General features: G+C 66.6%; 27 protein-coding genes. 17 read left to right on the forward strand and 10 right to left on the reverse strand.

What is annotated here, in order from left to right; all coding sequences use genetic code 11:
• Nucleotides 1-45: 45 nt before the first annotated feature.
• Nucleotides 46-1,101 carry an IclR family transcriptional regulator gene (locus E8M01_RS03270; protein WP_215908851.1) on the forward strand — a complete coding sequence of 352 codons (1,056 nt, stop codon included), beginning with the start codon at nt 46-48 and terminating at the stop codon, nt 1,099-1,101.
• Nucleotides 1,102-1,146: 45 nt separating this feature from the next.
• Here E8M01_RS03270 and E8M01_RS03275 read toward each other — a convergent pair whose 3' ends face one another.
• Complete coding sequence (locus tag E8M01_RS03275; protein ID WP_136958800.1) at nt 1,147-2,097, reverse strand: LysR family transcriptional regulator; 951 nt, start codon at nt 2,095-2,097, stop codon at nt 1,147-1,149.
• Between the two features lie 105 nt (nt 2,098-2,202).
• Here E8M01_RS03275 and E8M01_RS03280 point away from each other — a divergent pair, with 105 nt between their 5' ends.
• On the forward strand, nt 2,203-3,216 hold the full coding sequence (locus E8M01_RS03280; RefSeq protein WP_136958801.1) for an NADP-dependent oxidoreductase: 1,014 nt from the start codon (nt 2,203-2,205) through the stop codon (nt 3,214-3,216).
• Nucleotides 3,217-3,283: 67 nt separating this feature from the next.
• On the opposite strand, the gene E8M01_RS03285 is transcribed toward E8M01_RS03280, so the two are convergent.
• The 4 genes from E8M01_RS03285 to E8M01_RS03300 all read right to left on the reverse strand — a co-directional run bounded on the left by E8M01_RS03285 (nt 3,284) and on the right by E8M01_RS03300 (nt 8,614).
• A complete protein-coding gene (locus E8M01_RS03285) occupies nt 3,284-3,637 on the reverse strand; it encodes a DUF1428 domain-containing protein (RefSeq protein ID WP_136958802.1) in 354 nt (117 codons plus the stop codon).
• 236 nt (nt 3,638-3,873) lie between these two features.
• On the reverse strand, nt 3,874-5,073 hold the full coding sequence (locus E8M01_RS03290; protein WP_136958598.1) for an IS4 family transposase: 1,200 nt from the start codon (nt 5,071-5,073) through the stop codon (nt 3,874-3,876).
• 432 nt (nt 5,074-5,505) lie between these two features.
• Complete coding sequence (locus E8M01_RS03295) at nt 5,506-7,041, reverse strand: acyl-CoA synthetase (protein WP_136958803.1); 1,536 nt, start codon at nt 7,039-7,041, stop codon at nt 5,506-5,508.
• A gap of 16 nt (nt 7,042-7,057) precedes the next feature.
• Complete coding sequence (locus E8M01_RS03300; protein WP_136958804.1) at nt 7,058-8,614, reverse strand: long-chain-fatty-acid--CoA ligase; 1,557 nt, start codon at nt 8,612-8,614, stop codon at nt 7,058-7,060.
• A gap of 156 nt (nt 8,615-8,770) precedes the next feature.
• On the opposite strand from E8M01_RS03300, the gene E8M01_RS03305 reads away from it, so the two are divergent.
• From E8M01_RS03305 to E8M01_RS34955, 11 genes are all read left to right on the forward strand, one after another.
• Entirely contained in the window at nt 8,771-9,556 is a 786-nt protein-coding gene (locus E8M01_RS03305) for an enoyl-CoA hydratase/isomerase family protein (protein WP_136958805.1), read from the forward strand.
• Between the two features lie 45 nt (nt 9,557-9,601).
• Nucleotides 9,602-10,843 (forward strand): ABC transporter substrate-binding protein, encoded by a 1,242-nt coding sequence (locus tag E8M01_RS03310; protein WP_136958806.1) that lies wholly within the window; start codon nt 9,602-9,604, stop codon nt 10,841-10,843.
• Nucleotides 10,844-10,871: 28 nt separating this feature from the next.
• Nucleotides 10,872-12,119 (forward strand): ABC transporter substrate-binding protein, encoded by a 1,248-nt coding sequence (locus tag E8M01_RS03315; protein WP_136958807.1) that lies wholly within the window; start codon nt 10,872-10,874, stop codon nt 12,117-12,119.
• A 28-nt stretch (nt 12,120-12,147) separates the two neighbouring features.
• Entirely contained in the window at nt 12,148-13,380 is a 1,233-nt protein-coding gene (locus E8M01_RS03320) for an ABC transporter substrate-binding protein (protein WP_136958808.1), read from the forward strand.
• A gap of 77 nt (nt 13,381-13,457) precedes the next feature.
• Entirely contained in the window at nt 13,458-14,678 is a 1,221-nt protein-coding gene (locus tag E8M01_RS03325) for an ABC transporter substrate-binding protein (protein ID WP_136958809.1), read from the forward strand.
• A 92-nt stretch (nt 14,679-14,770) separates the two neighbouring features.
• Nucleotides 14,771-15,472, forward strand: coding sequence for a nitroreductase (locus E8M01_RS03330; protein ID WP_136958810.1), 702 nt, complete (start codon nt 14,771-14,773; stop codon nt 15,470-15,472).
• Nucleotides 15,473-15,631: 159 nt separating this feature from the next.
• A complete protein-coding gene (locus E8M01_RS03335) occupies nt 15,632-16,009 on the forward strand; it encodes a DUF6384 family protein (RefSeq protein WP_136958811.1) in 378 nt (125 codons plus the stop codon).
• A 9-nt stretch (nt 16,010-16,018) separates the two neighbouring features.
• Nucleotides 16,019-17,635 (forward strand): coiled-coil domain-containing protein, encoded by a 1,617-nt coding sequence (locus tag E8M01_RS03340; RefSeq protein WP_136958812.1) that lies wholly within the window; start codon nt 16,019-16,021, stop codon nt 17,633-17,635.
• 307 nt (nt 17,636-17,942) lie between these two features.
• Nucleotides 17,943-18,209, forward strand: coding sequence for a hypothetical protein (locus E8M01_RS03345; protein ID WP_136958813.1), 267 nt, complete (start codon nt 17,943-17,945; stop codon nt 18,207-18,209).
• Between the two features lie 41 nt (nt 18,210-18,250).
• Nucleotides 18,251-18,514 carry a DUF1488 family protein gene (locus tag E8M01_RS03350; RefSeq protein WP_136958814.1) on the forward strand — a complete coding sequence of 88 codons (264 nt, stop codon included), beginning with the start codon at nt 18,251-18,253 and terminating at the stop codon, nt 18,512-18,514.
• A gap of 24 nt (nt 18,515-18,538) precedes the next feature.
• Nucleotides 18,539-18,676 carry a hypothetical protein gene (locus E8M01_RS34955; RefSeq protein ID WP_170181754.1) on the forward strand — a complete coding sequence of 46 codons (138 nt, stop codon included), beginning with the start codon at nt 18,539-18,541 and terminating at the stop codon, nt 18,674-18,676.
• Nucleotides 18,677-18,730: 54 nt separating this feature from the next.
• Here the strand turns inward: E8M01_RS34955 and E8M01_RS03355 are convergent, their stop codons facing one another.
• A complete protein-coding gene (locus E8M01_RS03355; protein WP_246088583.1) occupies nt 18,731-19,000 on the reverse strand; it encodes a hypothetical protein in 270 nt (89 codons plus the stop codon).
• Between the two features lie 73 nt (nt 19,001-19,073).
• On the reverse strand, nt 19,074-19,400 hold the full coding sequence (locus E8M01_RS03360; RefSeq protein ID WP_136958815.1) for a hypothetical protein: 327 nt from the start codon (nt 19,398-19,400) through the stop codon (nt 19,074-19,076).
• 705 nt (nt 19,401-20,105) lie between these two features.
• Here E8M01_RS03360 and groL point away from each other — a divergent pair.
• The 4 genes from groL (at nt 20,106) to E8M01_RS03380 (ending at nt 23,923) form a co-directional block, all read left to right on the forward strand.
• A complete protein-coding gene (gene groL / locus E8M01_RS03365; protein WP_136958816.1) occupies nt 20,106-21,728 on the forward strand; it encodes a chaperonin GroEL in 1,623 nt (540 codons plus the stop codon).
• Nucleotides 21,729-21,842: 114 nt separating this feature from the next.
• On the forward strand, nt 21,843-22,124 hold the full coding sequence (locus E8M01_RS03370) for a hypothetical protein (RefSeq protein WP_136958817.1): 282 nt from the start codon (nt 21,843-21,845) through the stop codon (nt 22,122-22,124).
• 51 nt (nt 22,125-22,175) lie between these two features.
• Nucleotides 22,176-23,039 carry a transglutaminase-like domain-containing protein gene (locus E8M01_RS03375; RefSeq protein WP_136958818.1) on the forward strand — a complete coding sequence of 288 codons (864 nt, stop codon included), beginning with the start codon at nt 22,176-22,178 and terminating at the stop codon, nt 23,037-23,039.
• 149 nt (nt 23,040-23,188) lie between these two features.
• Nucleotides 23,189-23,923 carry a hypothetical protein gene (locus E8M01_RS03380; protein WP_136958819.1) on the forward strand — a complete coding sequence of 245 codons (735 nt, stop codon included), beginning with the start codon at nt 23,189-23,191 and terminating at the stop codon, nt 23,921-23,923.
• Between the two features lie 15 nt (nt 23,924-23,938).
• Here the strand turns inward: E8M01_RS03380 and E8M01_RS03385 are convergent, their stop codons facing one another.
• From E8M01_RS03385 to E8M01_RS03395, 3 genes are all read right to left on the reverse strand, one after another.
• The gene (locus E8M01_RS03385) at nt 23,939-24,181 is read right to left on the reverse strand and encodes a hypothetical protein (protein ID WP_136958820.1); all 243 of its coding nucleotides are present in this window, start codon (nt 24,179-24,181) and stop codon (nt 23,939-23,941) included.
• A gap of 136 nt (nt 24,182-24,317) precedes the next feature.
• Nucleotides 24,318-24,662 (reverse strand): hypothetical protein, encoded by a 345-nt coding sequence (locus E8M01_RS03390; protein ID WP_136958821.1) that lies wholly within the window; start codon nt 24,660-24,662, stop codon nt 24,318-24,320.
• Between the two features lie 158 nt (nt 24,663-24,820).
• The gene (locus E8M01_RS03395) at nt 24,821-26,119 is read right to left on the reverse strand and encodes an NAD(P)/FAD-dependent oxidoreductase (RefSeq protein WP_136958822.1); all 1,299 of its coding nucleotides are present in this window, start codon (nt 26,117-26,119) and stop codon (nt 24,821-24,823) included.

The following is a 26,119-nucleotide window of genomic DNA, read 5'->3' on the forward strand; positions in this document are numbered from 1 at the left end:
CCATCCGGACGCCCAGGCACCGCGCCAACACGAGGAACAACTGAGATGCCGCGCCCAAGCTCCAAGCCGCGCTCCTCATCTCCGGCCAAAGCTCTGGCCAAGGCGCCGGCCAAGGATCAGGTGAAGACCAAGACTCCCACCAAGAAAAAGCCGCCAGCCCGTGTCGCTCAGGCAGCCAAGCCAAGCGTCGGCGCCAATGCCAAGGCCGTCCAGGCCGTGCCCACGCTGAAGGAGGTCGCGGCGCCGCGCGCCGCCTCGCGCCATGCCACCAGGCGGCCCCGCGCCCGCGCCGAGGACGACATGGAGGGGCCGGAAACCGGCGACCGCCAGTTCGTCACGGCGCTCGCCCGTGGCCTCGATGTATTGGCCGCGTTCCGGCGCGGCGAAGGCCGCCTCGGCAACCAGGAGCTGGCGGAACGCACCGGCCTGCCGAAACCGACCATTTCGCGCATCACCCACACGCTGACCCAGCTCGGCTATCTCAATTACAACCAGCGGCTCAGCCAATACGAACTCGGCGGCGCCACCCTGTCGCTCGGTTATGCCGCACTCTCCAATCTCGACGTCCGGCGCATCGCCCGCCCGTTCATGCAGGAGCTCGCCAACGCGACCAACCTGACGGTTGCCCTGGCGCTGCGCGACAAGCTGATGATGCTCAACATCGAGACCTGCGAGGGCCAGGCGCTGGTCGGCTTGAGGCTGTCACCCGGCTCGCGCATGCCGATCGCCACGACAGCCATGGGCCGGGCCTATCTCGCCGTGGTGAGCGAGGCCGAACGCACCACCATCCTCAACGACTTGCGCGGCCAGTTCGGCGATGAATGGCCGAGCATGCGCCGCTCGATCGAGCGCAGCATCAAGGATATCGAGGAACAGGGCTTCTGCGTCTCGATCGGCGGCCAGAAGGACATCAACGGCGCCGCCGCGGCGATCCCGATCCCCGATGGTCGCGGCTTCTATGCCCTGAGCATCGGCGGCCCGGCCTATCTCGCTTCGCCCGACTATGTCGCGACCGAAGTCGGCCCGATGGTCGCCGAAGCGGCACGCAAGGTCATCGCGCTGCTCGGCGGCGACATGCCGGCAAGACCGGCGCGCAAATAACCGGCGCGCAAATAACCGGCGCGCAAATAACCGGCGCAGCGCTGGTCACGCCGGCGCGGCGCCAGGCCCCTGGCCCGGGTCCGGGCCGCGGGTCGGCGTCGCCACGATCATACCGCCGACCGCGTCGGAGATGATCCGGCCGAGCCGGCGGACGCCCGGGCTCGCGGCATCCGGATCGGCATAGACCAGGAACAGCGCGCCCCAGCGCTCGGCGCCCTCGACCAGCGGCAGGGCTTTGAGCGCGCCGCATTCGAGCTCTTCCTTGATGATGCTCTCGGCATACCAGGCAAATCCCAGCCCCATGCAGGCGGCGCGGATCGAGGTGGCCTTGTGGCTGACCGTCAGGCGCCGTTCGGTGACCAGCCAGGCGGCCGGGCGGGTGCGCCTGATGCCGCTGTCGCGGATCACCAGGTGCCGGTGATCGCGCAGGTCGTTCATGGTCAGCGGCCGGCCGAGCTGGTGCAGCGGATGAAACGGCGCGGCTGCCGCGATGAACCGGACCGGCGCCAGCCGGTCGCCGGTGAAGCCGGGCGGCACTTCGGTACAGACCGCCAGATCGACCCGTCTTTCCGCCAGCAGTTCGTCGGTGCCGCCGAGCATCGATTCATGCAGCTCGATGCGGGTCTCCGGCTGCTCGGCGGCGAAGCACTCCAGGCAGCGCAGCAGAAGCCAAGTCGGGAACAGGATCTCGACCGCCAGGTTGAGCTCGGCCTCCTGGCCCCTGGCGAGATTGTCGGCGGTCTTTTCGACCCGCTCCGCCTCGTCGATCAGCGCCCGGCCGCGCCGGTAGAGCACCTGGCCGGAGGCGCTCAGCACGGCCCGCCGGCCGGCGATCTCGAACACCGTGACGCCAAGCCGCTGTTCGATCTGCCTGACCGCATAGCTGATGGTCGACTGGGTCTTGTTGAGCCGGACCGCGGCCTGCGCGTAACCGCCGGCCTCGACCACCGCGGCCAGCGCCCGCCATTGCTCCAGGGATATGCGAGGCGGCGCCATTGATCGATCCATTCGATTGATTCAGCCGAAACATTCCCCTTTTTATCGAAATTATCCAGCGCCGATACTCTCATCACAACGACCAACACCCCGCCAGGAGCGAAAATGCCTGTCACCGCCCGCGAAATCCGCCTGAAGAGCCGTCCGTCCGGCCTGCCGGATGCGGCCAATTTCGAACTCGTGACCCGCCCGCTCGAGACGCCGGCGGCCGGTCAGATCCTGGTCAGGAACCTCTGGATGTCGGTCGATCCCTATATGCGCGGCCGGATGATCGATCGCAAAAGCTACATCCCGCCGTTTCAGATCGGCGCGGCGCTGGAGGGCAGCGCGGTCGGCGTCGTCGTGCAGTCCGGCGATGCCGGTTTCAAGGAAGGCGACATGGTGAGCCATTTCGCCGGCTGGCGCGACCATGCCCTGGTCGCGGCGGCCGGCGCGACCAGGATCGACGACCGCAAGATACCGGCACAGGCCTATCTCGGCCCCTTGGGTATCCCCGGGCTGACGGCCTATGTCGGTCTCATGCGCATTGCCGAATTGAAGGCCGGCGAGACCGTCTTCGTCTCGGCCGCCGCCGGCGCGGTCGGCAGCGTGGCGGCGCAGATCGCCAAGATCAGGGGCGCCCGCGTCATCGGCTCGGTCGGCTCGGAGGAAAAAGCCGGCTGGCTGCGCGACGCGATCGGCGTCGATGCGGTGATCAACTACAAGACCAGCGGCGACCTGACCAAGGCGCTGGCCGAAGCGGCGCCCGAGGGCATCGACGTCTATTTCGACAATGTCGGCGGCGACCACCTGGACGCGGCGCTGGCATCGGCCAAGGGCTTCGCCCGTTTCGTGCTCTGCGGCATGATCGCGCAATACAATGCCGAGACGCCGCCGCCGGGCCCGCGCAACATCTTCCTGGCGGTGTCCAGAAGCCTGAAGCTGCAGGGCTTCATCATTGGCAGCCATTTCGACCTGATGCCGGACTTCCTCGGCGAGATGAGCCAATGGATCGCCGCAGACCGGGTGAAGTGGCGCGAGACCGTGGTCGAGGGCCTGGAGAATGCGCCCGACGCCTTTCTCGGCCTCTTCAGGGGCGAGAATTTCGGCAAGATGCTGGTCAGGCTCGGCGCGAAATAGCCGCCGGCCCGGTCAACCGCGACCGACCGGACGCAGCGACCTGCGCCCGGTTGGTCGCGAAGGCCGCCTAGAGCCGCAGCAGGGTCTTGAACCCGCCGAAGATCATGCGCTTGCCGTCGAACGGCATGTCCGACATCGTCTCCTTGATGCGCGGATCGGCCATGACCTTGGCGTTGACCGCATCGCGCTGTTCGCGCGATTCATAGAGGATCCAGGAGAACACCACGGTCTCGTCGTCCTTCGCCTGCACGGCGCGCGGAAACGAGGTCAGTTCGCCGTAAGGCACGTCGTCGGCGACGCATTCGACATAGTCGAGCGCGCCATATTCCTTCCAGACCGCACCGGCCTTGCGCGAGATTTCCTTGTAGGCGTCGATCTTGTCCTTGGGCACTGCGAGTACGAAACCATCGACATAGGACATGCAAGCCTCCTTTTCGTTTGGGCTAACCCAAGGACGAACGGGGAAACGCCGAGACGACATCGTCCTCGAATTTTTTTTCAAGCGCTTGGTTTTTGCCACGCAGCGAACCTGTCGCGTCGTCAGTCGAACGCCGCGCTGACGGAGGCGTTCCTTGAGCGATGTGCGATGATCGGGCCTGAGAACGCCACCGCCGGAAAACACACGCGAGCCAACCCTCTCCCAGAGGGCTACTAGATTCACACATCTTTTGCCTGGGCGAGAGCGTCCCATCCCTGCTTGGCATCGTAGAAGGATAGCCAGCCCTGTAGCATGACCATCGGGCCAGGCTTGCCGTAATATCCGGTCCAGCCACCGAGCCTTGCGCAAACCCAGGCGGCAAAGGCGAGCGAGCCCTTGGGGTGTGGATTCTTCTGCCGCTGGGTCTTGCCCTCCAGCTTGGCCGAGAGCGCCTCGAGCAAGGGCTGATCTTCCGGCTGGAAGGCATCGGTGAGCGGCCTGAGCGGGGTCTGAGGCGATGCGCCGTCACGAGCATGGACGAGTTGCTGGACGCTGACCGCGGCCACCAGCGCTGCCATGACCAGCTTGAGACGGGGCACATCCTCGGCGATGCGCAGGCCTTCGATGTCGTAGCCCTGGGTCTTCAGGGTGCGGAACAACTGCTCGATGGCCCAACGACGCCGGTAGAGCTCGGCCACCGCCAGGGCTTCGGTGATGTCGCGGACCGCGCGCGAGATCAAGAGCCGCCAGTGAACCGCCGGCTCGCCCGCCGGTGGATCGACTTCGCGGATATCGACCAGCGTCATGCCGACGCTCGCCGGCAGGGCCTCAAGTCCTGGTGTGCCGGCCTTGGGACGTGCCAATTGCGCCGCCATGAAGCGGACCGCCAGTCGCGCCTGGCGCGCCTTGCGGCCGGGCTTGGCCGGCAGGTCCAGCAGGGTCCGGCCGGCCTCAGGCAAGGCATCCACGGTGGCAAACAGCCGACCGCCATCGCCGAGGCTGCGATCTTGGGCCGCCCTGACCAGAAGCTCGATGTCCTTCGGGCGTCGTGCAAAGGCCTCGAAGATATCGCCCTCGCGATCGGCGATCACCGTCACGCTACGAGCCAGCGCCCCGATCCTGGCCGCGTCTTCGCCCCCTTCCAGCCAGCGCCGGCTCTCTTTCGCCGCCAATGGGCGGGATTTCCGCTCCCCACGCAAGCCTTTGTCGCGGCTCATGAATTGAGCATGCGCCAACCCCAGGATGGCGCCGTCCTCGGCATCCACCGCGATCATCGCATGCAACATAAGCCCACCGCCGCCGCTCGACTTGATGCTGGTGGTGTCCTGGATCGCCAGCACCGGCCGGCCGATACACCGTTCCGCCGTGCGCTCTTGCGCCGTCGCCGCCATCTCTTCGACCGTCACCGCCGGATTGCGCAGCAAACGGGTCAGGCGCATCTCGCCTCGCCGGTTGCCGCCCAGCGGCCGAATCCGAATGCCACGACCACCCCACTCGACCAGCCGGCGGTGCAAAAAGACCCCCCTTTTTCCAGCCGGCGGTCGCCAAACCGCCCCAGCCCATGCTCCTGCATCTGCTTCCTCCCGCTAGCTGCGGATCAAGGAATCAGAGCCGCATCCTCCTCGCAACCCACGATGTGTGAATGTCGTAGCCCAGAGGGAGAGGGTGGCGCCGTCAGGCGCCGGGTGAGGGGTCGTCCATTTCCGGAGAGGGCAGCGCGCGCGACAGCGTCAGTTCGTCGAGTTCACGCCCCTCACCCGCCGGCTCCGCCGGCACCCTCTCCCTTTGGGAGAGGGTTGATTTGTCGGCGCTTTTCTTCATCGCAGGCTGACGGAAATCCGAGACGTTGCCGTCCGGCCAACCGTTGCCCCTCACACCGCCCGCTTGGCGTCGCGCCAATAGGGCTCGCGCAGCACCCGCTTGAAGATCTTGCCGGAATCCTCGCGCGGCAGTTCGGCGCGGAATTCGATCTGCCGCGGCACCTTGTAGTCGGCGATGCGGGTCTTGAGATAGGCGCGGACCGCCTCCGCCGTCACCGTGCCGGCCTCGAGCGGCTGCACCAGCGCGATCAGCGCCTCGCCATATTCGGCATCGGGAATGCCGAACACCGCGCAGTCGCGCACGCCCGGCATGGCGGCCAGCGCCGCCTCGATCTCGGCCGGGTAGATGTTGACGCCGCCGACGATGACCATGTCGCGCTTGCGGTCGCAAATATAGAGATAGCCGTCCGCGTCGAAATAGCCGACATCGCCGCAGGTGATCAGCCCGTCGCGATCGATCTCGCGGCGCTTCTCATCCTGGTTGTGATAGGTGAAGTCGGGATAATAGTGGATGCGCATGAAGATCTCGCCGGTTTCCCCGGTCTTCGCCACGCGTCCGTCATCGGTGATCACCTGGACGGTCGTCTCGTCGATCACCCGCCCGACCGTGCCGCGATGGGCAAGCCATTCCTCGGCCGTGCAATAGAGCGCCGGCCCGGACTCGGTGCCGCCGTAGAACTCGTGGATGATCGGCCCGAACCAGTCGATCATCGCCTCCTTGACGTCAGGCGGGCACGGCGCGCCGGCATGGATGATGAAGCGCATGGACGAGACGTCATAGCGCGCCCTCACCTCGGCCGGCAGCTTGGTCAGCCTGACGAACATGGTCGGCACCATGAACAGATGGGTCAGCTTTTCCTGCTCGATCGTCTGCAGCAGGACTTCCGGATCGAAGCGCGGCAGCAGCATCAGGAAGCCGTTCTGGCGCGCCGCGTTGATCGAATAGCTGTTCGGCGCCGAGTGATACATCGGCGCGCTCATCGCCGAGCGCATGCCCGGCTCGAAACCATAGACCATGGTGCGCATGGCGACGACCTTGGCCGCCTGCTCCGGTGTCGGCGGCTGGCGGCGCACCGCCTTCGGCCGCCCGGTGGTCCCCGACGTATAGATCATGCTGTCGCTCGAGCGCGGTGCCGCGGCGAGTGCCGGATCATGGGTCAGGATCCAGGCGTCCCAGTCCTCGACGCCGGCCGGCACGGCTCCCTTGTCGGCGGCGATACGATAGGCCTGAAGAACGTCCTGCGGGGTCGCGACCGCCAGAACCGTGACCTCGGCCGGCACCGCGTGGGCGATGTCGGCCAGCAGGTCGGCATGGGCGACCAGCACCTTGGCGGCCGAGTCCTCGAGGATGTAGCCGACCTCCTCGGCCTTGAAATGCCAATTGATCGGCACGGCATAGGCGCCAAGCCGCTGCGCGGCCAGCGTCGCCTCGAGGAAAGCGAAGTCGTTGCGCAGGAGCAGCGCCACCGTCGCGCCAGGCTCGACGCCAAGCTTCGACAGCCCGACCGCCGCGCCCCGGACCCGCTCGTCCATTTGTTCGTTCGACAGGTGGCGGTCACCGCTGACGAGACCCGTTCTCAGTGTCATGACGCTCCCCTGCCGGTCAGTTCACTTGCCGGTCGCGGCCAGCCCAGAACGGCTGGCGCAACACGGCCTTGTTGATCTTGTTGACGCTCGACAGCGGCAGAGGCTCCGGATGCACGTCGACGCTGCGTGGACATTTGTAAGCCGCGATCAGTTCACGGCAGTGGCTGATCACCGAGGCCGCATCCAGCTCTCTGCCGGCGCGCGGCACGACGATGGCATGGACCGCCTCGCCCCATTTCGGATCGGGAATGCCGATAACCGCGCATTGCGCCACCGCCGGATGCCGGCAGATGGCATTCTCGACCTCGGTCGAATAGACGTTCTCGCCGCCCGAGACGATCATGTCCTTGGTGCGGTCGACGACATAGAGAAAGCCGTCCTCGTCGAAATAGCCGGCGTCGCCGGTATGCATCCAGCCGCCGCGCAGCGCGGTGGCGGTCAATTCCGGCTGGCGCCAATAGCCCTTCATGACGGTCGGCCCGCGCGCCACGATCTCGCCGACCTTGCCGACCGGCAAGGGACTGTCGTCTTCGTCGACCACCCTGACCTCGACTCCTGGCACGGCGCGCCCGGCCGAGCGCAGCCGCCTGGTGTCGCCGTCGAGCCGATGTTCCTCCGGCGGCAGGAAGGTCGCCATGGGCGACAATTCGGTCATCCCGTAGGACTGGGCGAAGGCGACGCCCGGAAACCGTTCGAGGCCCTCGCGCAGCAGCGCTTCCGGCATGGGCGAGGCGCCATAGGTGATGCGGGTGAGGCTCGACAGATCGTAGGACGAGAAGTTCGGCATCTGCAGGATCATGCCGAGCATGGTCGGCACGAAGGTCGCGGTGGTGATGCGCTCGCGCTGGATGATCTCGAGCGCGTCTTCCGGCGTGAAGCGTGGCGCCACCACATGCCGGCCGCCGGCAATGGTGGTGGCGAAGACCCGGCCGCCGGCGGCGAGATGGAACAGGGGGCCGGCATGGAGATGCACCAGCGTCCGGTCGAAACCGGTCAGCGCCAGGGTGTTCCGGGCATTGGCGATCAGGTTGCCATGGCTGAGCATGACGCCCTTGGCCCGGCCGGTGGTGCCGCCGGTGTAGAACAGGCAGGCGACATCGTCGCCGTCGCGCCCGGCATCGGCCATGGGCATGGCCGCGGCGAGCGCCGCCTCATAAGAGATCATGCCTGATGGCGCCGCACCGTCACCGGCGAAAATGACATGGCGGAATGACGGCGCCGCCTGCATCAGGGGCTCGGCCTGGCCTGAAAAACTCTCGTCGACGATCAGCACGACCGGTTCGGCGTCGCGCGCCTGCTCGACGATCTCGGGCAAAGCCAGGCGGGTGTTGAGGGGCACCATGATGCCGCCGGCCCAGAGCGAGGCATAATAATATTCGATGTAGCGATGGCTGCTATTGGCGAGCATGGCCACCCGGTCGCCGGTGCCGACGCCGCAGTCGCGCAGCACCGCGGCGAGCCGGCTCACCCGGTCCTCGAACTCGGCCCGGGTGTAGCGCTTGTCACCGAAAACCAGGGCGAGTTCATCGGCGTGCTGCCGTGCGCCATGCGTTAGCCACTGCGTCAGACCCATGATTGGCGCATCTCCCGGCCATGATTGTTTTGATTGAGGGCATGATTTCACAGCCCCCTTTGTATCGCAATGCGAAATCGAATTTTGCAATAATGGCCTTTCGACCGATGGACAGCATGCCGGACATCGGTGACGATGCAAAATCGATTTCTGCATATGGAGATTGCTGTGGACGCGGTGGTGGTCGAAAAGCGCGGCGCGGTGGCGCTCGTCCGGCTCAATCAGCCCGAGACGATGAATGCGATCAGTCCCGACATCAAGGCTGGCCTGACCGCCCATATCCCGGCGCTGACGGCCGATCCGGCGGTGCGCTGTCTCGTCATCACCGGCACCGGCAATGCCTTCTGCGCCGGCGGCGACCTGCGCAACATGACCGACCGGCGGGCGCCTTCGGTCTTTGCCCGGATGCAGCAGAGCTATGCCTGGGTCGAACATCTCGTCACCGGCAAGACGCCGGTCATCGCCGCGGTCAACGGCGCCGCCGCCGGCGCCGGCTTTTCGCTCGCCATGCTGTGCGACCTGGTTCTGGTGTCCGAGGAAGCCTCGTTTCGCGCCGGCTTCCCGAATATCGGCGCGGCGCCCGATCTCGGCCTCGCCTTCACCTTGCCGCGCTTCATCGGCATGCAGCGCGCCCGCGAGCTGCTCCTGACCAATCGTCGCGTCACCGCTGCGGAGGCCGTGACGCTCGGCCTCGCCTTGCGCAGCGTTCCGCCGGCAAGCCTGCTCGACGAAGCCATGGCGATGGCCGAGCAGATCGCCGCAGGCCCGGCCCTGTCGCTCGGCCTGACCAAGATGCTGCTCAACGAGGCGATCGGCCCGACCTTTCCGGCCTTCCTGGAGAAGGAAGCCATGGCCCAGGCGATCGCCTTCGGCGGCGATGAATTCGCCGAGGGCGTCAAGGCATTCCTGGAGAAGCGCAAGCCGAATTTCACCGCGATCTGACAGAGGGCCCGCAGAGGCCCCTGCCGTCCAAGGGAGGACCGATCCATGACTGCACTGACCCGCCGAACCGCGCTGAAAGCCGGCACCGCCGCGGCCCTGCTGCCGCTCGCCGCCCCTCTGGTCAAGGCCCAGGGGCCGGCCATACGCATTGGCCTGATCCAGCCGATGAGCGGGCCGCTCTCGGCCTATGGCCAGGAGACCCAGCCGGTGGTCGAGATGATCGCCGGCAATATCAACGCGGCCGGCGGCATCAAGAGCCTCGGCGGCGCCAGGCTGGAGATCGTGCTGGCCGACAATAGCGGTTCGCCGGCACGCGCGGCCAACGAAGCCCGCCGCCTGGTCACCCAGGAAAAAGTGGCGATGCTGGCCGGCGCCATCATCACCCACGAGGCGCTTGCCGTCGGCCCGGCGCTCGACGAACTCAAAGTGCCGATGATCTCCTTCGTCTCGGGCACCAGCCGCTCGCCTTACCTGTTCTCCTTCGGCCTGCCTTACGACCGCGGTTATGCCGAATCCATGGTGCAGTTCCTCGAGGCCCTGCGCAAAGACCATGGCGCCAAGGTGCAGCGGGTGGTCACGGCGAGCTCGAACTACGAGGCCGGCCAGCAGATCACCGGCTTCCTGACGGCGAAGCTGAAAGCCCGCGGTTTCGAGCTGGTCGGCGACGTGCCGCTCGACACCAAGGCGCAGGATCTCGGCGCCGCCATGCTGAAGATCCGCTCGCTCCGTCCCGACGTGGTGGTCGGCCTGCAGACCCAGCGCGAACTGCTGCTGCTGCAGCGCGCCCGCTTCGACCTGCAATATTTCGACGGTATTTTCGTCAGCAATCTCGGCATCTCCGATCCCTCGGTCTGGACCGATCTCGGCCCGGAGATCGCGGCCAAGGTGCTGACCCGCAACGCCTTCGGCCTGGCGCTTTATGCGCCGAGCCTGAAGATCGACGCGCTGACCGCCATCGCCGCCCAGGCCAAGCAGCTGCCACGCCTGCGCCACGGCCTCGGCCAGTTCTCGATCTTCGCCGCCCAGGCCCTGCTGGTCATCAAGGAGACCCTGGAAAAGGCGGCCTCCGTCGACCCGCAAAAGCTGACCGAGGAGCTCGGCCGGCTGGAACTGCCGCTCGGCCATCCCTCGATGATCCTGCCGCGTGCCGGCGGCGTCGCCTTCGCCGAGGATCGCCTGGCGCGCGATGCCTCGACCCTGATCGTGCAATGGGATGCCGACAAGACCTTGCAGGTGGTTCACCCCGCGCAATTCGCCACGCGTCCACCGGTCATCACGACGCGCTGATCGCGGCACCGCCCGGGGAGCCTGCGCCATGAAGGCCAACGCCAAACCCAACCCGACGCGCCGGTCGCTGCTGCGTGGCACCGCCATGGCCCTGGCGGTGGTCGCCGCACCCGCCGTCCGCGCCCAGCCGCGGCCGATCCGCATCGGCATGGTCCAGCCGATGAGCGGCGGCCTGTCCAGTTACGGCCGCCAGGGCCAGCCGGCCTTCGAGCATATCGTCAAGCTGATCAACGGCGCGGGCGGCATCGCCAGGTTCGGTGGCGCGCCCATCGAGGTGGTGCTGGCCGACGATGCCACCCAGCCCGGACGCACCGCGGCCGAAGCCCGGCGCCTGATCACCCAGGAACGCGTGGTCATGTTGGCGGGAATGCTGACCACGCCGGCGAGCCTCGCCCTCGCCCCGGTCATCGACGAACTGAAGGTCCCGGCCCTGTCGATCGGCGCCGGTATCGCCAAGTCGAATTATCAGTTCTCGCTCGGCCTGCCGTTCGAGCGCGGCTTCGCCCAGCCGAGCGTCGACTTCATCGACTACCTGAACAAGGAGCGCGGTTTCGCCCTGCGGACCGCGGTCATGGCCTTTTCCAATTACGAGGCCGGCCAGCAGATCAACACTTTGCTGAAGCCGCGACTGCAGGCGATCGGCATCGACATTCTCGACGACATTGCCCTCGACACCCGCGCCCAGGACCATACCCCGGCCATGTTGCGCATCCGGGCCAAGCGCCCGGACCTGGTGATCGGCCTGATCCTGCCGCGTGACGGCGTCTTGCTGCAGCAGGCCCGCCACAGCCTCGCCTATCACGAGCCGATCTTCTTCTCGCCCGGTTATGGCGACATCAGCTTCTGGCACGACCTCAGCCCGGCGGTCGGCGAAGCCGTGCTGACCCGCAACCTGTTCGCGCTGGTCAGTGTCAGCCCCGCTGCCAGGATCCCGGCGCTGCAGGCGCTGGTCGCCGATCTCGGCAGCCGGGCGCAGGTTCAGATCACCTCGGTATCGCTGCTCACCGCGCAGGCGGCCCGGGTCATCCAGGCAGCGCTCGAGGCGGCCGACGCACCGGAGCCGCTGGCGATCCATCAGGCGCTCGGGCGTATCCACCTGCCCCCCGGCGACCCCAATCTCTATCTGGCGAGCCCTGACGGCATCCGCTTCGGGCCGGATCGGATGATGACCACGCCTTATGGCGTCATGGCTCAATGGCGCAGCGACCAGGGCCAGGACGTCGTCTACCCCGCAGCCTTCGCCGGCGCGACGCCCAGACCACGCACGGCACGTTGACCCGACAGCCACTTCGCGGAGATCCGTCATGACCATCCTGACCCGCCGCCTGCTTCTGAAGACCGCGACGGGCGCCACCGCCGCGGCATTGGCCGCGCCGGCCGTGCGCGGCCAGCCGCGGCCGATCCGCATCGGCATGATCCAGCCGATGAGCGGCGCCCTGTCCAATTACGGCCTGCAGGGCCAGCCGGCGCTCGACTATGTGGTCAAGCTGATCAATGCCGGCGGCGGCATCAAGAAGTTCGGCGGCGCGCCGATCGAGCTCGTGCTGGCCGATGACGCGAGCCAGCCCGGACGCAGCGCAACCGAAGCGCGCCGGCTGATCACCCAGGAGCGCGTCGCCGCCCTGATGGGCACGATCACCACGCCGCTGAGCCTGGCGCTCGCGCCGGTCATCGACGAACTGAAAATGCCGACCATCGCCATCTGGGCCGGCACGGCGCGCGCCAATTACCTCTATTCCCTCGGCCTCGCCTTCGACCGCGGTTATGCCCAGCCGATCGCCGATTTCGCCGCCTATCTGAACCGCGAGCGCAACTACAAGATCAAGACCGCGGTGATGGCCTTCTCCAATTACGAGGCCGGCCAGCAGGTCAATAATTTCCTGAAACCGCGGCTGAAGGCGCATGGCATCGAGGTGATCGACGAGGTGCCGCTCGACACCCGCGCCCAGGACCTCACCCCCGCCATGGTGCGTATCCGCTCGCGCAAGCCCGACCTCGTCGCCGGACTGATCCTGCCCCGCGACGGCGTGCTGCTGCAGCAGGCCCGCCACAGCCTGGCCGTCCACGAGCCGGTCTTCCTGTCGCCGGGTTATGGCGACATCAGCTTCTGGCACGATCTCGGCAGCGCCATTGGCGACACCGTGCTGACCCGCAACCTGTTCGCCCTGGTCGGCGTCTCCACCGGCGCCTGGCTGCCGGCGCTGAGGCGCCTCATTGCCGACATCGAGCGCCAGCCCAACCTGCATCTGAGCACCGCCGCGCTCCAGACCGCCCAGGCCGGCCGGGTGCTGGAAGCCGTGCTGGAGACCGCGGAAGCACCGGAGCCCGCCGCCATCTACCAGGCGCTCGCCAGGTTCCATTTGCCGCGCGGCGACGCCAATCTCTACCTCGCCTGTCCCGACGGCATGCGCTTCGGCGAGGACCGGATGCTGACCCAGAGCTATGGCGTGATCGCCCAGTGGCGGACAGACAAGGGCCAGGACGTCGTCTACCCCACCGACTTCGCCGGCGCCGAAGCCCGGGCCCGAACGACTTAACAGCGCCTCCGCGCAGCGTGGCAACGCGCCCGCGCGACCTGCCCTTTCAAGTCTCTGCCAGAAGAAAGACCACCGTGATGAACCCCAACCGCAGACAGGCCACAGCGCTGATTTCCGGCGCGCTCGGGGGCCTGGCGTCACTGCGCTCAGGCGCGGCCCAGACACCCCAGGTGATCAGGATCGGCGTCATCCAGCCCTTGTCGGGCCCGACATCGGCTTATGGTCAGGAAACCCGGCCGGTCATCGAATACCTGGTCCAGAAGATCAATGCGTCGGGCGGCATCAAGAGCCTCGGCGGCGCCAAGATCGAGATCGTGCTGGCGGATTCGACCGGCCAGCCGGCGCGGGCCGCGGCCGAGGCGCTCAGACTGATCACCCAGGAAAACGTCTCGCTGCTGACCGGCTTCGTGCTGACCTCCGAGGCGCTCGCCATCGGCCCGGTCCTGGACGCTCACAAATGCCCGATGCTGACCTTCATGGCCTCGGAAAGCGCATCGCCCTACTTGTTCTCGCTCGGCCTGCACAATGACCGCGGTTACGTCCAGTCGATGAAGGGTTTCATCGATTTCCTCGGCAACAAGCGCGGCAGCAAGCTCGGCAGCATCGTCACCGCTTCGTCAAACTACGAGGCCGGCCAGAAATTCACCCGGCTCGCCACCGAGCGGCTGAAGGCGGCCGGTTATACCATTGCCGGCGACGTGCCGCTCGACACCAGGGCGCAGGACCACACCGCCGCCATGCTGAAGATCCGCTCGCTGAAGCCCGATGCGGTCATCGGCTTCAACACCCAGGGCGACATCGTCAAGCTGCACCGGGCGCGCTACGACACCCGCTATCGCGGCGCCGTCTTCATCGGCAGCACCGGCGCCGCCGACCCCTCGCTCTGGCACGAGCTCGGCCGCGACATCGCCTCCGACGTGCTGACCCGCGACTATTACAGCCTGGCGCTGTTCGCGCCCGGCCTGCCCGGCCCGACCAACGGCTTCATCGACGACGTCGTGCGCAATGCCCAGCTGAAGCGTTCCTTCGGCCAGTTCTCGATGTTCGCCGCGCAATCCGCCCTGGTCATCAAGGAGGCGCTGGAAGTCGCCGGTTCCACCGATCGCGAACGGATCGCGGCGGCGATCCAGGGCATCAACCTGCCCTATGGCCACGCCGCGATGATCATGCCGCGGCAGAACGGCTTCGCCTTCGCCGAGGACCGGTTGACCCGGGATTCCTCCGCGCTGATGGTCCAATGGACGCCTGATGCGACACTCCAGGTGGTCTATCCCGAGGCCTTCGCCAAAGCCCCGTGACAGCGGCCATCTGGCCAAGGCCCTATGTCCTAAGCCCTATGATCAAGGCCGCGCCGGCGGCCTAGGGTGGATATGATCGATGGAGGCTGGTGATGAGCGGCGAGACGGTGACCGGAGAAGCGCCCGACCAAGTGCTCGAACGGCTGCTGGCGGGACGCTACAGCTGTCGCGCCTTCCGGCCCGCGCCGGTGCCACGGGACACCATCCGGCGCATTCTCGCGATCGCCCAGCGCACGGCCACCTGGTGCAATACCCAGCCCTGGCAGGTGACCGTGACCATGCCGGAGGCGACCGATCGCCTGCGGGCCGCGCTCTACGAGCGGGCCGCCCAGGGCATCGCCGGCACCTCCGACCTGCCCTGGCCGCGCGAATATCGCGGCATCTACCTGGCGCGTCGCCGGGAGACCGGCTTCGCGCTCTATGAGGCGCTCGGCATCGGCCGCGGCGATACCGAGGCACGGCGCCTGCAGACCCTCGAGAATTTCCGGCTGTTCGGCGCACCGCATCTGGCCCTGATCACCTCGGACGAAGCGCTCGGGACCTATGGCGCGCTGGACTGCGGCGCCTATGTCGCCAATTTCCTCTCGGCTGCCCACGCTTGCGGCGTCGGCGCCATCGCACAGGCGGCGCTCGCCCATCATTCGGCGTTCCTGCGCGGCCATTTCGGCATCACCGACGATCGCCTGGTGGTCTGCGGCATTTCTTTCGGTTTCGCCGACGAGACCGCCCCGGTCAACCGCTTCCGCACCGGCCGGGCCTCGGCGGACGAAGCCGCGACCTTCGTCGAGGAATAGCGCGCCTTCGAAGCCACGCATCGACAAGGCGCCAGCGGATCCAACGGCCTCCGCCTGCAACCCTTGCGCGGCCCCCGGATTGATCTATCTCTTTATGCGCGCGTCATGCGAACAGCATGATCGAGGCGAAAGGGAGCGGGTCGACTGTCGATGACGTCAGTGCCCAGTCTTTCAGACGAGGCATCCGCGGATCACCCAGGGGCGATCCTGTTGCGCTTCGAAAACCTCCCTCAACATGTTCCCCTGCGCGAGCGCCTCGTCGCCTATCTCGTCGTCGACGCGATCGGCCCGGACGGCCGGAGCCGGGCGATCTCGTTGACCGGCAGAGAAACCGGCAGGACCGTCCTTGCCTCGCGGCACGCCCGGCGCGTCAACCGCGCGCCCCATGATCAGATCCAGGCCGAATACCGCACAAGCCGCACAATCCAGAACCGCGTGATCGGCACCAAGGTCGCCGGCAGGTTGACCACCCAATGGCGCGCCGGGGTCGAGCCCGATGGCACCATTGTCTTTCCACCCCCAGAATCCGGCCGCTAGGACCAGATTATGACCACGGGGCGCGACCTCACCCGCAAGATCGAAATCGCCTTCCTCGAGCTCGATCTCGGTATCAGTGAATCCTCAAAGAAGCGCGCCCGGCTCGAGGCGGATCTGCGCCGACAGGACAACAAGCAAGCCCGCGCGTTGCGATCTCTCGCTTCCGCCGCGGCCAGCGACAGGTCGCGCGCCGGCGGCCTGGCGCGGATCGCGGAGATCGACGCCGAAACCCGAAAGAACCGGGCGCGGGAGGTCGAGGAGGCCACGGCATCGATCGACCGGCTGACGACACGCGAGCGCGCGTTGTTCGGCGAGAAGCTCGCCCTGGAGACGCGTTACCAGAGCGCCAGGGCGACGGCCTTGCGAACAAGAGCGGACATCGAGGCCGAGATCGGGCTCGACGCCGCAATGATCGAACTCAAACGCCACGTGGCTCAGGCCGGCCAGGCCTTCGAGGCAGCGCGTGCGGAGCGGCAGTGGCATGAAGACCGTCGTGAAAGCCTGCTCGGTCCGTTCCACCGGGATGAGCGGTTGTTCAGCTATCTGAAGCGGCGCGGCTACGACACGCCGGCAGCAAAAGGCTGGTGGTTGACCCGCCGGTTCGACGCATGGGTCGCGCGCCGCATCGGCTACCGCGCGATGAAGGCGCAGTACGACCGGATCACCGCCTCTGGCGACGATCTCGCCGGCAGGGAGGTGGCGGCCAAGCGCCTGCTCGAAGCCGCCGTGGCCGCCGAAAATGGGCGTTGGCACGCCTTCATGCCGCCCGTGAAGATGGCCGACCGCGACGCGGCCGAGTGCAAGGCGAAGCTGACCGCAAAGGTTTGCGAGTTGAATCTGGTCCGATCGGATTTCGCTGCCGAACGGCGCCAGCTCGCCGCCGCCCAGGCCAGGCTGGGCAAGGTCGCCAGCGAAATCGGCAGCCTCATCGCCGCGCAGATGGCGCTTTATCCCCGGGCGACGCTGGACGCGTTCGGCGCCGAAGCCAGCGACCCGGGTCGCGCACAGGCCGCCCGCGATGTCGCTGAGGCGCGCACTGCCGCCAAGACCCTGGCGCAGGACATTGCCGCCGCCCGCGCCGAAATGGCCAAAGTCGAGCAGCAGACCGACCGGCTGCGCGCCGGTCGCGCCAAGATCATCGAGCGTGGCTTGCACACGTCGAGCTCGATCTACGATCCATTTGCCGCCGACAAGGTCGATGAATTCATAGCGGGAGACATCGACGATACGACGCTGGTCGTGGCGATCGAGAGCCTCCGGCTCGACCGGCCGGCCGATCAAACGCGGGATCGAAGGACTGGGCCGGACTGGAGCGATTACTGGTGGACCTGGCACCCCTGCGAAGGTCCGCCGTCGACCAGGCGCGGCTCCGAGGCAACGGGCGCCCCTGGCAATGCGGACGTCTCGACGAGCGGCAGTTTCGGCAGCGGCAGCTTGGACGGCTTTCAGACCAGCGGCGGGTTCGGCAGCGGCAGCGCGGACGGCTTTCAGACCAGCGGCGGCTTTGGCAGCGGCAGCTCAGGTGGTTTTTGGACCAGTGGCTGGTTTGGCGGCGATTCGTCCGGCAGTTCGTCATCTGGCGGCGGCGGTGACGGAGGAGGTGATGGCGGCGGCGGCGGTGATTGACGAGACCGCCCCGGTCAACGGCTTGCGCACCGGCCGGGCCACCGCATCCGGACATGGACGACCCCTCACCCGCCGGCTACGCCGGCACCCTCTGCCTTTGGGAGAGGGTTGATTCACCTGTGCTTTTGGCCCTTTGGCGTCGATGCCAGGCTCACAAAGACCCTTGTCCTTCGCAACGCCTCGATACGTCGCGCAGCCTGCGCTTTTTCTTGTCCGTCAAAAATAAAACGCAACTTTGGACTAATATTTTGGCTTGAGAACGCCATATAAGAGACGAATCCACGTGGTTCATCCGGGGTGTAATACCGTGACGATCCGAACGACAAGTGAGACTTTCACTTTTACAAAACCGTTCAAATTGAGCAATATTGACGAGATCCAGCCCTCTGGTCAGTATATCGTCGACACGGATGAAGAATTGATCGAAGGCATATCGCGGCTCGCCTATCGGCGCGTCGCCACCCGTTTGCACCTCCCCGCGATCGCGGCATCCCAGGCGATCACGCAACATGTTGCGATCGATCGCGCCGATTTCGACCGGGCGCTGGTGCAGGATATCGACGCAGCCATCTGACCGCCGCCCGTCACGGCCACCACCGTATGAAGGGATCACCGATGTCCATCTCTTTCCCGAATGCCAGTCGCAGCTTCGATGCGGCGCGTCGCAGCGTGTCGTTCTGGGGTTATGATTCCACTTTCGAATTCACCTTCCATATTGGCGAGGACGCCCTGCGCAGGCTCAACCCGGATATCCGTGGCGATGAATCCTCGCTGCTCGGCGTGTTCGACGCGAACCGCGGCCGCATCCAGGCCGCCGCCGGCGTCGCTTATGGCCGCGGCCGGCAGAGCTCCTACCGTCTCGCCGCCTCAGACATCTGACTTCACCCAAAACGGAGAATGGCCATGGCCAGAGGCGACAAAAAAGGCAATCGCGAAGCCAAGAAACCGAAAAAGGCGAAAGCCCCGGAGCCGGTGGCGGTGAGCAGCTTCGCCGCGGTTCAGAAGAAGGCGATGGAAGCCGCCAACGCCAAAAAGAAATAGCCTGAGACCCGGCGGGCCGCAGCCGTGCTGCGGCGCCGCTAGGGGGCCGCGCCGTCAGGCGTCGTCGAATGGCGGCGGCAAGGAGCCGGCCTTGAAGATGATCTTCGGCTCGTCGTCGTAATCGCCCATCTCGGCATCGCCCGACGTGGTGAAGGCGACGACCCCCAGTCGCGAAGGCGCCAGCCGCTCGGCGGCTCTGCGCGCCGCCTCCGCCGACCGGCAGGGGATCGGGGTATCGGCCTTCAGGCCGCCCCGCTTGCCGGCGTGATATGCCTGGACGACGTAGATCGTCTCGCGCGCCATGGAAATCCTGACTGAAAACATCGTGTCGGCCGCTCATGCGGCTTACGGGCCGAGCCGCGACCGGGTCACCTGAAAGAAGCTGCGGGTCTGACGTTCATTCGCCCGCGTGGTCGTCATTGTCCGGGCCCTGCGCGGCCAGGAGCCGGTCGAAATCGGCGAGCAGCGACTTGATCAGAAGCTGGCGCCGGGGATCGTCGGCGGCCAGCGTTTCGGCGAACAGGCCGATCAGATAGCGGGCCTTCTCCACGGCCTCGGCCCAGCCGGCCGAGGGTGCCGCGGCAAGCGATTTCTCCAGCGAAGCCTGACGGGCGCGCAAGGCCGCCTGGTCGTTCTCGACCTCGATGCGCAGCCGGCGCAGCTCGGTGGCCTTCTGCGCCGCCATGCCGCGGCGCCCGTCGAGATCCGTGGTCTTCTCAACCATTGCAGAACCGCCATCCGTCCGGAGCCGATGCGGCACGGCCTGCCCCGACCACTCCCCGGTGACCGCCGGCCGCCGCGCGAAGCGCATCGCAACCACCACCAGATTATCGTCAAACCGGCCCCAGCGAAATGTATTTCGCGAGCAAAACCGGGTTTATGTCGCAGCACCTTCAATAATTTATCAGATCATGATTTCTGCGAAGAAAGGCTCATCTTTGCCGCGAATTTTGCCGAAACTGGAAAAACCAGTGAAGGAATATGTTCTGTCACTCCTATCATTAGAGTGCCAAAGCCTGTATATTGAGCCAACAGGTTCTCGTGCCCAACCAGAAAGAACCGGCGCGATATTCCGCCCGCATCAGCCCCGATCGTTTCCACGCCGCGACAGCAGCGTCCGGATCCAGGGGTGGGATTGCCATCCCGGGTGCGGAGAAGGAGATGTACGGGCGCCCTCGATCATGGCCGGACCCGGCATCCTGGGCGACCGCGGCGCGCGCCATCGCAAGCCGGCGATGTCGCGCTGCCCCAAGCGAATAGTCGAACCTTAAGTCCGGACCGGGCGCCGACGCCTTTTCGTTTCATGAGCCGGACAGATGTCCAGGCCATGCCAACCCGAAACAGGCCAAGGCATCCGCTGATCAGCTCAAGCCTTTCCGATCCCTCGTTTTTACCGCCCATTTGAACAGATAATCTGGAGTACCGAACCGTGGCCGCCAAGGACGTTAAATTCTCAAACGACGCGACCGACCGCATGTTGCGCGGCGTCGAGATCCTCAACAACGCCGTCAAGGTCACGCTCGGTCCGAAGGGCCGCAACGTCATCATCGAGCGCTCCTATGGCGCGCCGCGCATCACCAAGGACGGCGTCACCGTCGCCAAGGAGATCGAGCTCGCCGACCGCTTCGAGAACATGGGCGCGCAGATGGTGCGCGAAGTGGCCTCGAAGACCAATGACCTGGCCGGCGATGGCACCACCACCGCCACCGTTCTCGCCGCCTCGATCATCCGCGAGGGCACCAAGCTGGTGGCCGCCGGCATGAACCCGATGGACCTGAAGCGTGGCGTCGACCAGGCCGTCCTGGCCGTGGTCAAGGATATCGAAGGGCGCGCCAAGAAGGTTCAGTCGTCGCAGGAGATCGCCCAGGTCGGCACCATCGCCGCCAATGGCGACAAGAGCGTCGGCGACATGATCGCCAAGGCGATGAAGAAGGTCGGCAACGAGGGCGTCATCACGGTCGAGGAGGCCAAGAGCGCCGAGACCGAGCTCGACGTCGTCGAGGGCATGCAGTTCGACCGCGGTTATCTCTCGCCCTATTTCATCACCAATGCCGAGAAGATGTCGGTGGATCTCGACGATCCCTACCTGCTGATCCACGAGAAGAAGCTGACCGGCCTGCAGCCGCTGCTGCCGGTGCTCGAAGCGGTGGTGCAGTCCGGCAAGGCGCTGCTGATCATTTCCGAGGATGTCGAAGGCGAGGCCATCGCCACCCTGGTGGTCAACAAGCTGCGCGGCGGCCTGAAGGTGGCGGCCGTCAAGGCGCCGGGCTTCGGCGATCGCCGCAAGGCGATGCTCGAGGACATCGCGGCGCTGACCGGCGGCCAGGTCATCTCGGAAGACCTCGGCATCAAGCTCGAGAATGTCACGCTCGACATGCTCGGCCGGGCCAAGCGCGTGATGATCGACAAGGAAACCACCACCATCGTCGACGGCGCCGGCAAGAAGAAAGACATCGACGCCCGCATCGGCCAGATCAAGTCGCAGATCGAGGAGACCACCTCGGACTATGACAAGGAAAAGCTGCAGGAGCGCCTCGCCAAGCTGTCCGGCGGCGTCGCCGTCATCCGCGTCGGCGGTGCGACCGAGATCGAGGTCAAGGAGAAGAAGGACCGGATCGACGACGCGCTGAATGCGACGCGCGCCGCGGTCCAGGAAGGCATCGTCCCCGGCGGCGGCGTCGCGCTGTTGCGTGCCAAGGCCGCGCTCGCGAAGCTCAAGGGGGAAAATGCCGACGCCCAGGCCGGCATTTCCATCGTGCTGCGTGCGCTCGAAGCGCCGATCCGCCAGATCGTCGAGAATGCCGGCGTCGAAGGGTCGATCGTGGTCGGCAAGCTCCTCGAAGCCAATGATCCCAATGCCGGTTTCGATGCCCAGACCGAGCGCTACGTCAACATGATCGAAGCCGGCATCATCGATCCGGCCAAGGTGGTGCGCACCGCCCTGCAGGACGCGGGCTCGGTGGCCGGCCTGCTGATCACCACCGGCGCCATGATCGCCGAACTGCCGGGCAAGGATGCGCCCGCCGGTCCGCCGGCCGGCATGGGCTACTGAGCGCCTGAGCCCACCATTATCAGCGAGGGCCGCAACCTCAGCGGCCCTCGCTTTCATGTCCTTCATCCAGCAGGCGGAACAACCGCCGCGTCACAACAGCCAGGAGCCGAACCCATGGTATTTCGAGGCCTCTCCGTCGACGAGATCAAGCAGAAGGCGCAATCGAGCTTCGACACCGTCGAGCAGCGCAAGCGCGACGCCGCCAAGACCGTTGCCGCCCAGCAGGCGACCCGCGATGCGGTCGGCGCCAAGATGCAGCGGCTGAAGGCCCTGCGCGAAGCCAAGGAAGCGGTCGACGCTCAATTGGCGATCGAACAGGCCGCGGCCAAGAAGGCTGCCGGCGCCGACAAGGCCAAGGCAGCACGCAAGGCCAAGGCCAAGGTCGTCGCAGCCTGATCCGCAGCGGAATCGTCGAGATCAGGCGCTTGGAACGAGGGTGGTACGGTCATGCTGATCCGATACGGCTACGACATCACCGTCACCTGCGCCGAACCGACCCCGATGGTTAGTCTCCTGATCGTCCACGACGACCGGGCCGCGGATATCCGCAAGCCCGAAGCCCTGGTCACGACGCCGCCGATACCGAGCACGGTCTATCATGATCTGTTCGGCAACCGCTGCCGCCGCTTCGTCGCGCCGGCCGGCGATCTGGCGCTGTGGGGCGATGGCACGATCGAAGTGTCCGGCGCCCACGACCCGCTCCACCCGGCCGCCATGGAGGTGGCGATCGCGGCGCTGCCGGACGATTGCCTCGTCTATCTTCTCGGCAGCCGCTATTGCGAGACCGACAAGCTCAGCCAGATCGCCTGGGACCTGTTCGGTGGGGTCAAACCCGGCTGGACGCGCGTGCAGGCGATCTGCGATTTCGTCCACGGCCATATCAAGTTCGGCTATCTCGACGCGCGCTCGACCCGCACGGCTTTCGAGGCTTATGGCGAGCGCATCGGCGTCTGCCGCGACTACGCCCATCTCGCCATCACGCTCTGCCGCTGCATGAATATTCCGGCGCGCTACGTCAACGGCTACCTGGGCGATATTGGCGTGCCGATCGTCGACCCGATGGATTTCAGCGCCTGGATCGAGGTCTTCCTCGACGGCGGCTGGGTCACCTTCGACCCGCGCAACAACGTTCCGCGCATCGGCCGGATCGTGGTCGCGCGCGGCCGCGACGCCGCCGACATCCCGCTGATCAATTCGTTCGGCCCGCACATCCTGAAAGCCTTCCGGGTCTGGGCCTATGACGTCACCGGCCTGCCGGCCGACGGTTCGCTCGCGCCGCAGCCGGGTTCGACGGCGGCCGCCCTGCCCTGATGCCTTCGGCGCGTCGCCGCGGTCCGGCCCGCCGCCTTTCGAGCAGCACCTCGGCCGCGCGCGCCACCGCCCCCTTCCCCAGGGTCGCCCAGATTTCGCCCGCTTCGCCCGGCACATGCCTACCGACACGCCATGGATCGGACCGGACGATGAAATCTCTCGCGGCGGCCTTCGGCCTTCTGACCCTGTGGCTCGCCGCGCCGGCGCTCGGGCAGACCCAGGGCCTGCCCCGGCAGGCCGAGATCGCCGAGGACTACGCCACCTATCTCTGCCCGACCGAAGCCGCCGCCCGCCAGATGCTGGTCGATTATCTCAAGCACAACCGGATGGAGGCGGGTTATCGCGCCACCGGCTGCCGCGCCCGGCTCGAGCCCACCGGGCCGATCCGGATCGTCCAGGTGGTCGAGCGGCACGCGATCGACGAGTTCGGCAAGCCGACGACCTATATGCTCTATCGCGGCACCACGCGGGACGGCCAGGCGGTCACCGGCCTCGTCAACGAACAAGGCAACAACCAGCATCCGCGCACGCCCTTTGCCCGCTGGCTGGCGGTCAATGCGCCCAATGGCGCGCTGACGATTGCCGCCCGCGACCGGCGCGGCCATGTCTGCCCGGATCCTGCCGCCGCCATGAAAGTGGTTGCCGCCATCGCCGAGGCCAAGCGTCGCTCCGCTCCCGTGGCGCGCCAGCAGGCGGCACTCACCGCCGCCCTGCGGACCAATGGCTGCTCGGCCGCCAGCGGCGCCTATCGTGTCACCGCGCTGCATCGGAACGAGGGCATCGACGTCGGCTTCGAGGCCGACGAGGACTGGACCGCGCTTTCGGCGACCGATCCGCGCGACCGCACCGTCGGCCTCGTCTACGACGCCAGCGTCTATCGCTGACGTCGCCGGCGATTGTCACTCGCCGGCGAGCGAGGGCGCCAGCTCCACCGGCAATTCGCCGAGCCTGCGCTCGTCGGCGACCGCCACGTCGATGATGCGGATCTGGTCATCGACCAGCTTGAGATTGTCCTGCAGCGACGACCGGCGCGACCGGTCGTCGAAAGCCGCCAGCATGTCCCTGATGGTCTGGCGGCGGTTCTCGACATAGCGCTCGCGCAGATCGAGCAGATTTCTCGCGTGCCGGGTTTCGGTGGCCATCAGACAGTTCCTTTACAGCAAACGGACGGAAGCGCGCCGACGGCGGGCCGAGCCGACGCAAAGCGCCGCGGCCGGCAGCTTCCGCCGCCGGGCCGCGCGCCCTCGACATTCAAACAGGCTGAGGCGATCCGGCGCCTCAGATGGCGACGATATCCGCGCAGGCATTGGCCACCATGCGATCCGCCTCGGTCTTGCCGGGCATCGTGGCCCAACCGTTCTGCACGACCAAGTCGCCGCGGGTCCAGGACGACGCCGCCTTGAGCGCCGCAACCCGCTCGACGTTTTTCGGATCGCGCTTGGCCTGGTCGGCGCAGATCGACGCGAGCGCCGAGACGACCTCGGTCTGCGACCGGTCGAAGGCGTTCTGCCTGGCGCCGCCCTTGGTCATCCAGCCACCCCATGAGAACCCGACAATCGCCAGAGCTGCGGCACCACAAACCGCGCCATAAAGTCCCGGCTTCAACCAATCGGGGGTTTTCATCGTGAAATCCTCGGATATCAAAATCAAAATCGATCTCGATAAGTCATAAACATAACACAAACTCAGAAAAACCGCTCATTTATTCTTCTCGAAACCCGGCATTCCCGAAAGGGAAAAGGTCCAAAATTCAATCAAATATCATCACGCCTGCGTCTTGATTACTGAGACGTCTTCAGTCCGCCATCGGTCATGCGGTACCAGTTGATGATCGCCGAAACGTAAAGCTTGTGCAGCGCATGGAACGGCAGCGGCTGGATCGGCACCACCGGAAACGGCAGCGCCGCCTTGTCGCCGGTCGCGACATAGTCGGCCAGCGCCTCGCCCATGGCGGTCTGCAGCCCGACGCCGCGCCCCATGCAGCCGATATCGACCACCAGTCCCGGCTCCGGCTCGTGGATATGCGGCAGGAAATCACGGGTCAGCGCAACCCGCCCGCACCAGCGGTGATCGAATCTCACGCCTTCGAGCTGGGGGAAGATCCTGGCCGCGGCGCGTTCCAGATGGCCCCAGTCGGCGTCCGATTTCGGTTCCCGGAACGGACCGCGGCCGCCCATCAGGAAACGGTTGGTGTGGTCGCGCCGGAAGTAGAGCAGCAATTGACGCGTGTCGGAAATCACCTGTCCGCCGGGCAGGATGGTGCTGGCGATATTGTCGCCGAGCGGTTCGGTGGCGGCGATGAAAGAATTCGGCGCGATCACCGTCTGGCGCAGTTTCGGGATCAGGCCGTCGTCATAACCGCCGGTGGCGACGACGACGCGGCGTGCCGTCACGGTCGGCCCCTGGGTGGTCCGGATCTCGAACACTTCACCGCGCCTGATGATGCCGGTGACCCGGGTCTCGCCATAGACCTGGGCGCCCGCCTTCAAGGCGGCGCGGACCAGGCCGCGGGCATAAGCGAGCGGCTGGATGGCGCCGGCGCGATCGTCCTGCCAGCCGCCGAGATATTGCCGGGCGCCGACCGCCTCCTGCATGGCGTCGCGATCGAGCAGCCGGGCGGCAACGCCGCGCTCGGCCCATTCGCCGGCCCGCCGCTTCACCGTCTCGACCATGGCCGGCGTGTGCGCACCCTGGATCCAGCCGGCGCGGACAAACGGCACATCCATCTGGTGGCGGGCGATCAGCTCGAACACCCGGTCGGCGGTCGACCCGACGAAACGGATCAGCGCCTCGCCGGCGGTCGCGCCATATTTGGCGATCAGCTCGCTCGGGTCATATTTGATGCCGGGAATGACCTGGCCGCCATTGCGGCCCGAGGCGCCCCAGCCCGGCTCGCGCGATTCCAGCACGACCGCGCCGATGCCGCGCTCGGCCAGCCTGAGCGCCGTCGACAATCCCGCGTAACCGCCGCCGATGATGCAGATCCCGGTCTCGATCGACTGGTCGAGCGGTGGTGTCGGGGCTGCCGCCGGCGCGGTCGTGGCCCAGAGTGACGGAGCAAGCGGAAACGGTACGGCCAA

Origin of the sequence: Phreatobacter stygius, assembly GCF_005144885.1 — a bacterium.
Classification (GTDB): Bacteria; Pseudomonadota; Alphaproteobacteria; order Rhizobiales; family Phreatobacteraceae; genus Phreatobacter; species Phreatobacter stygius.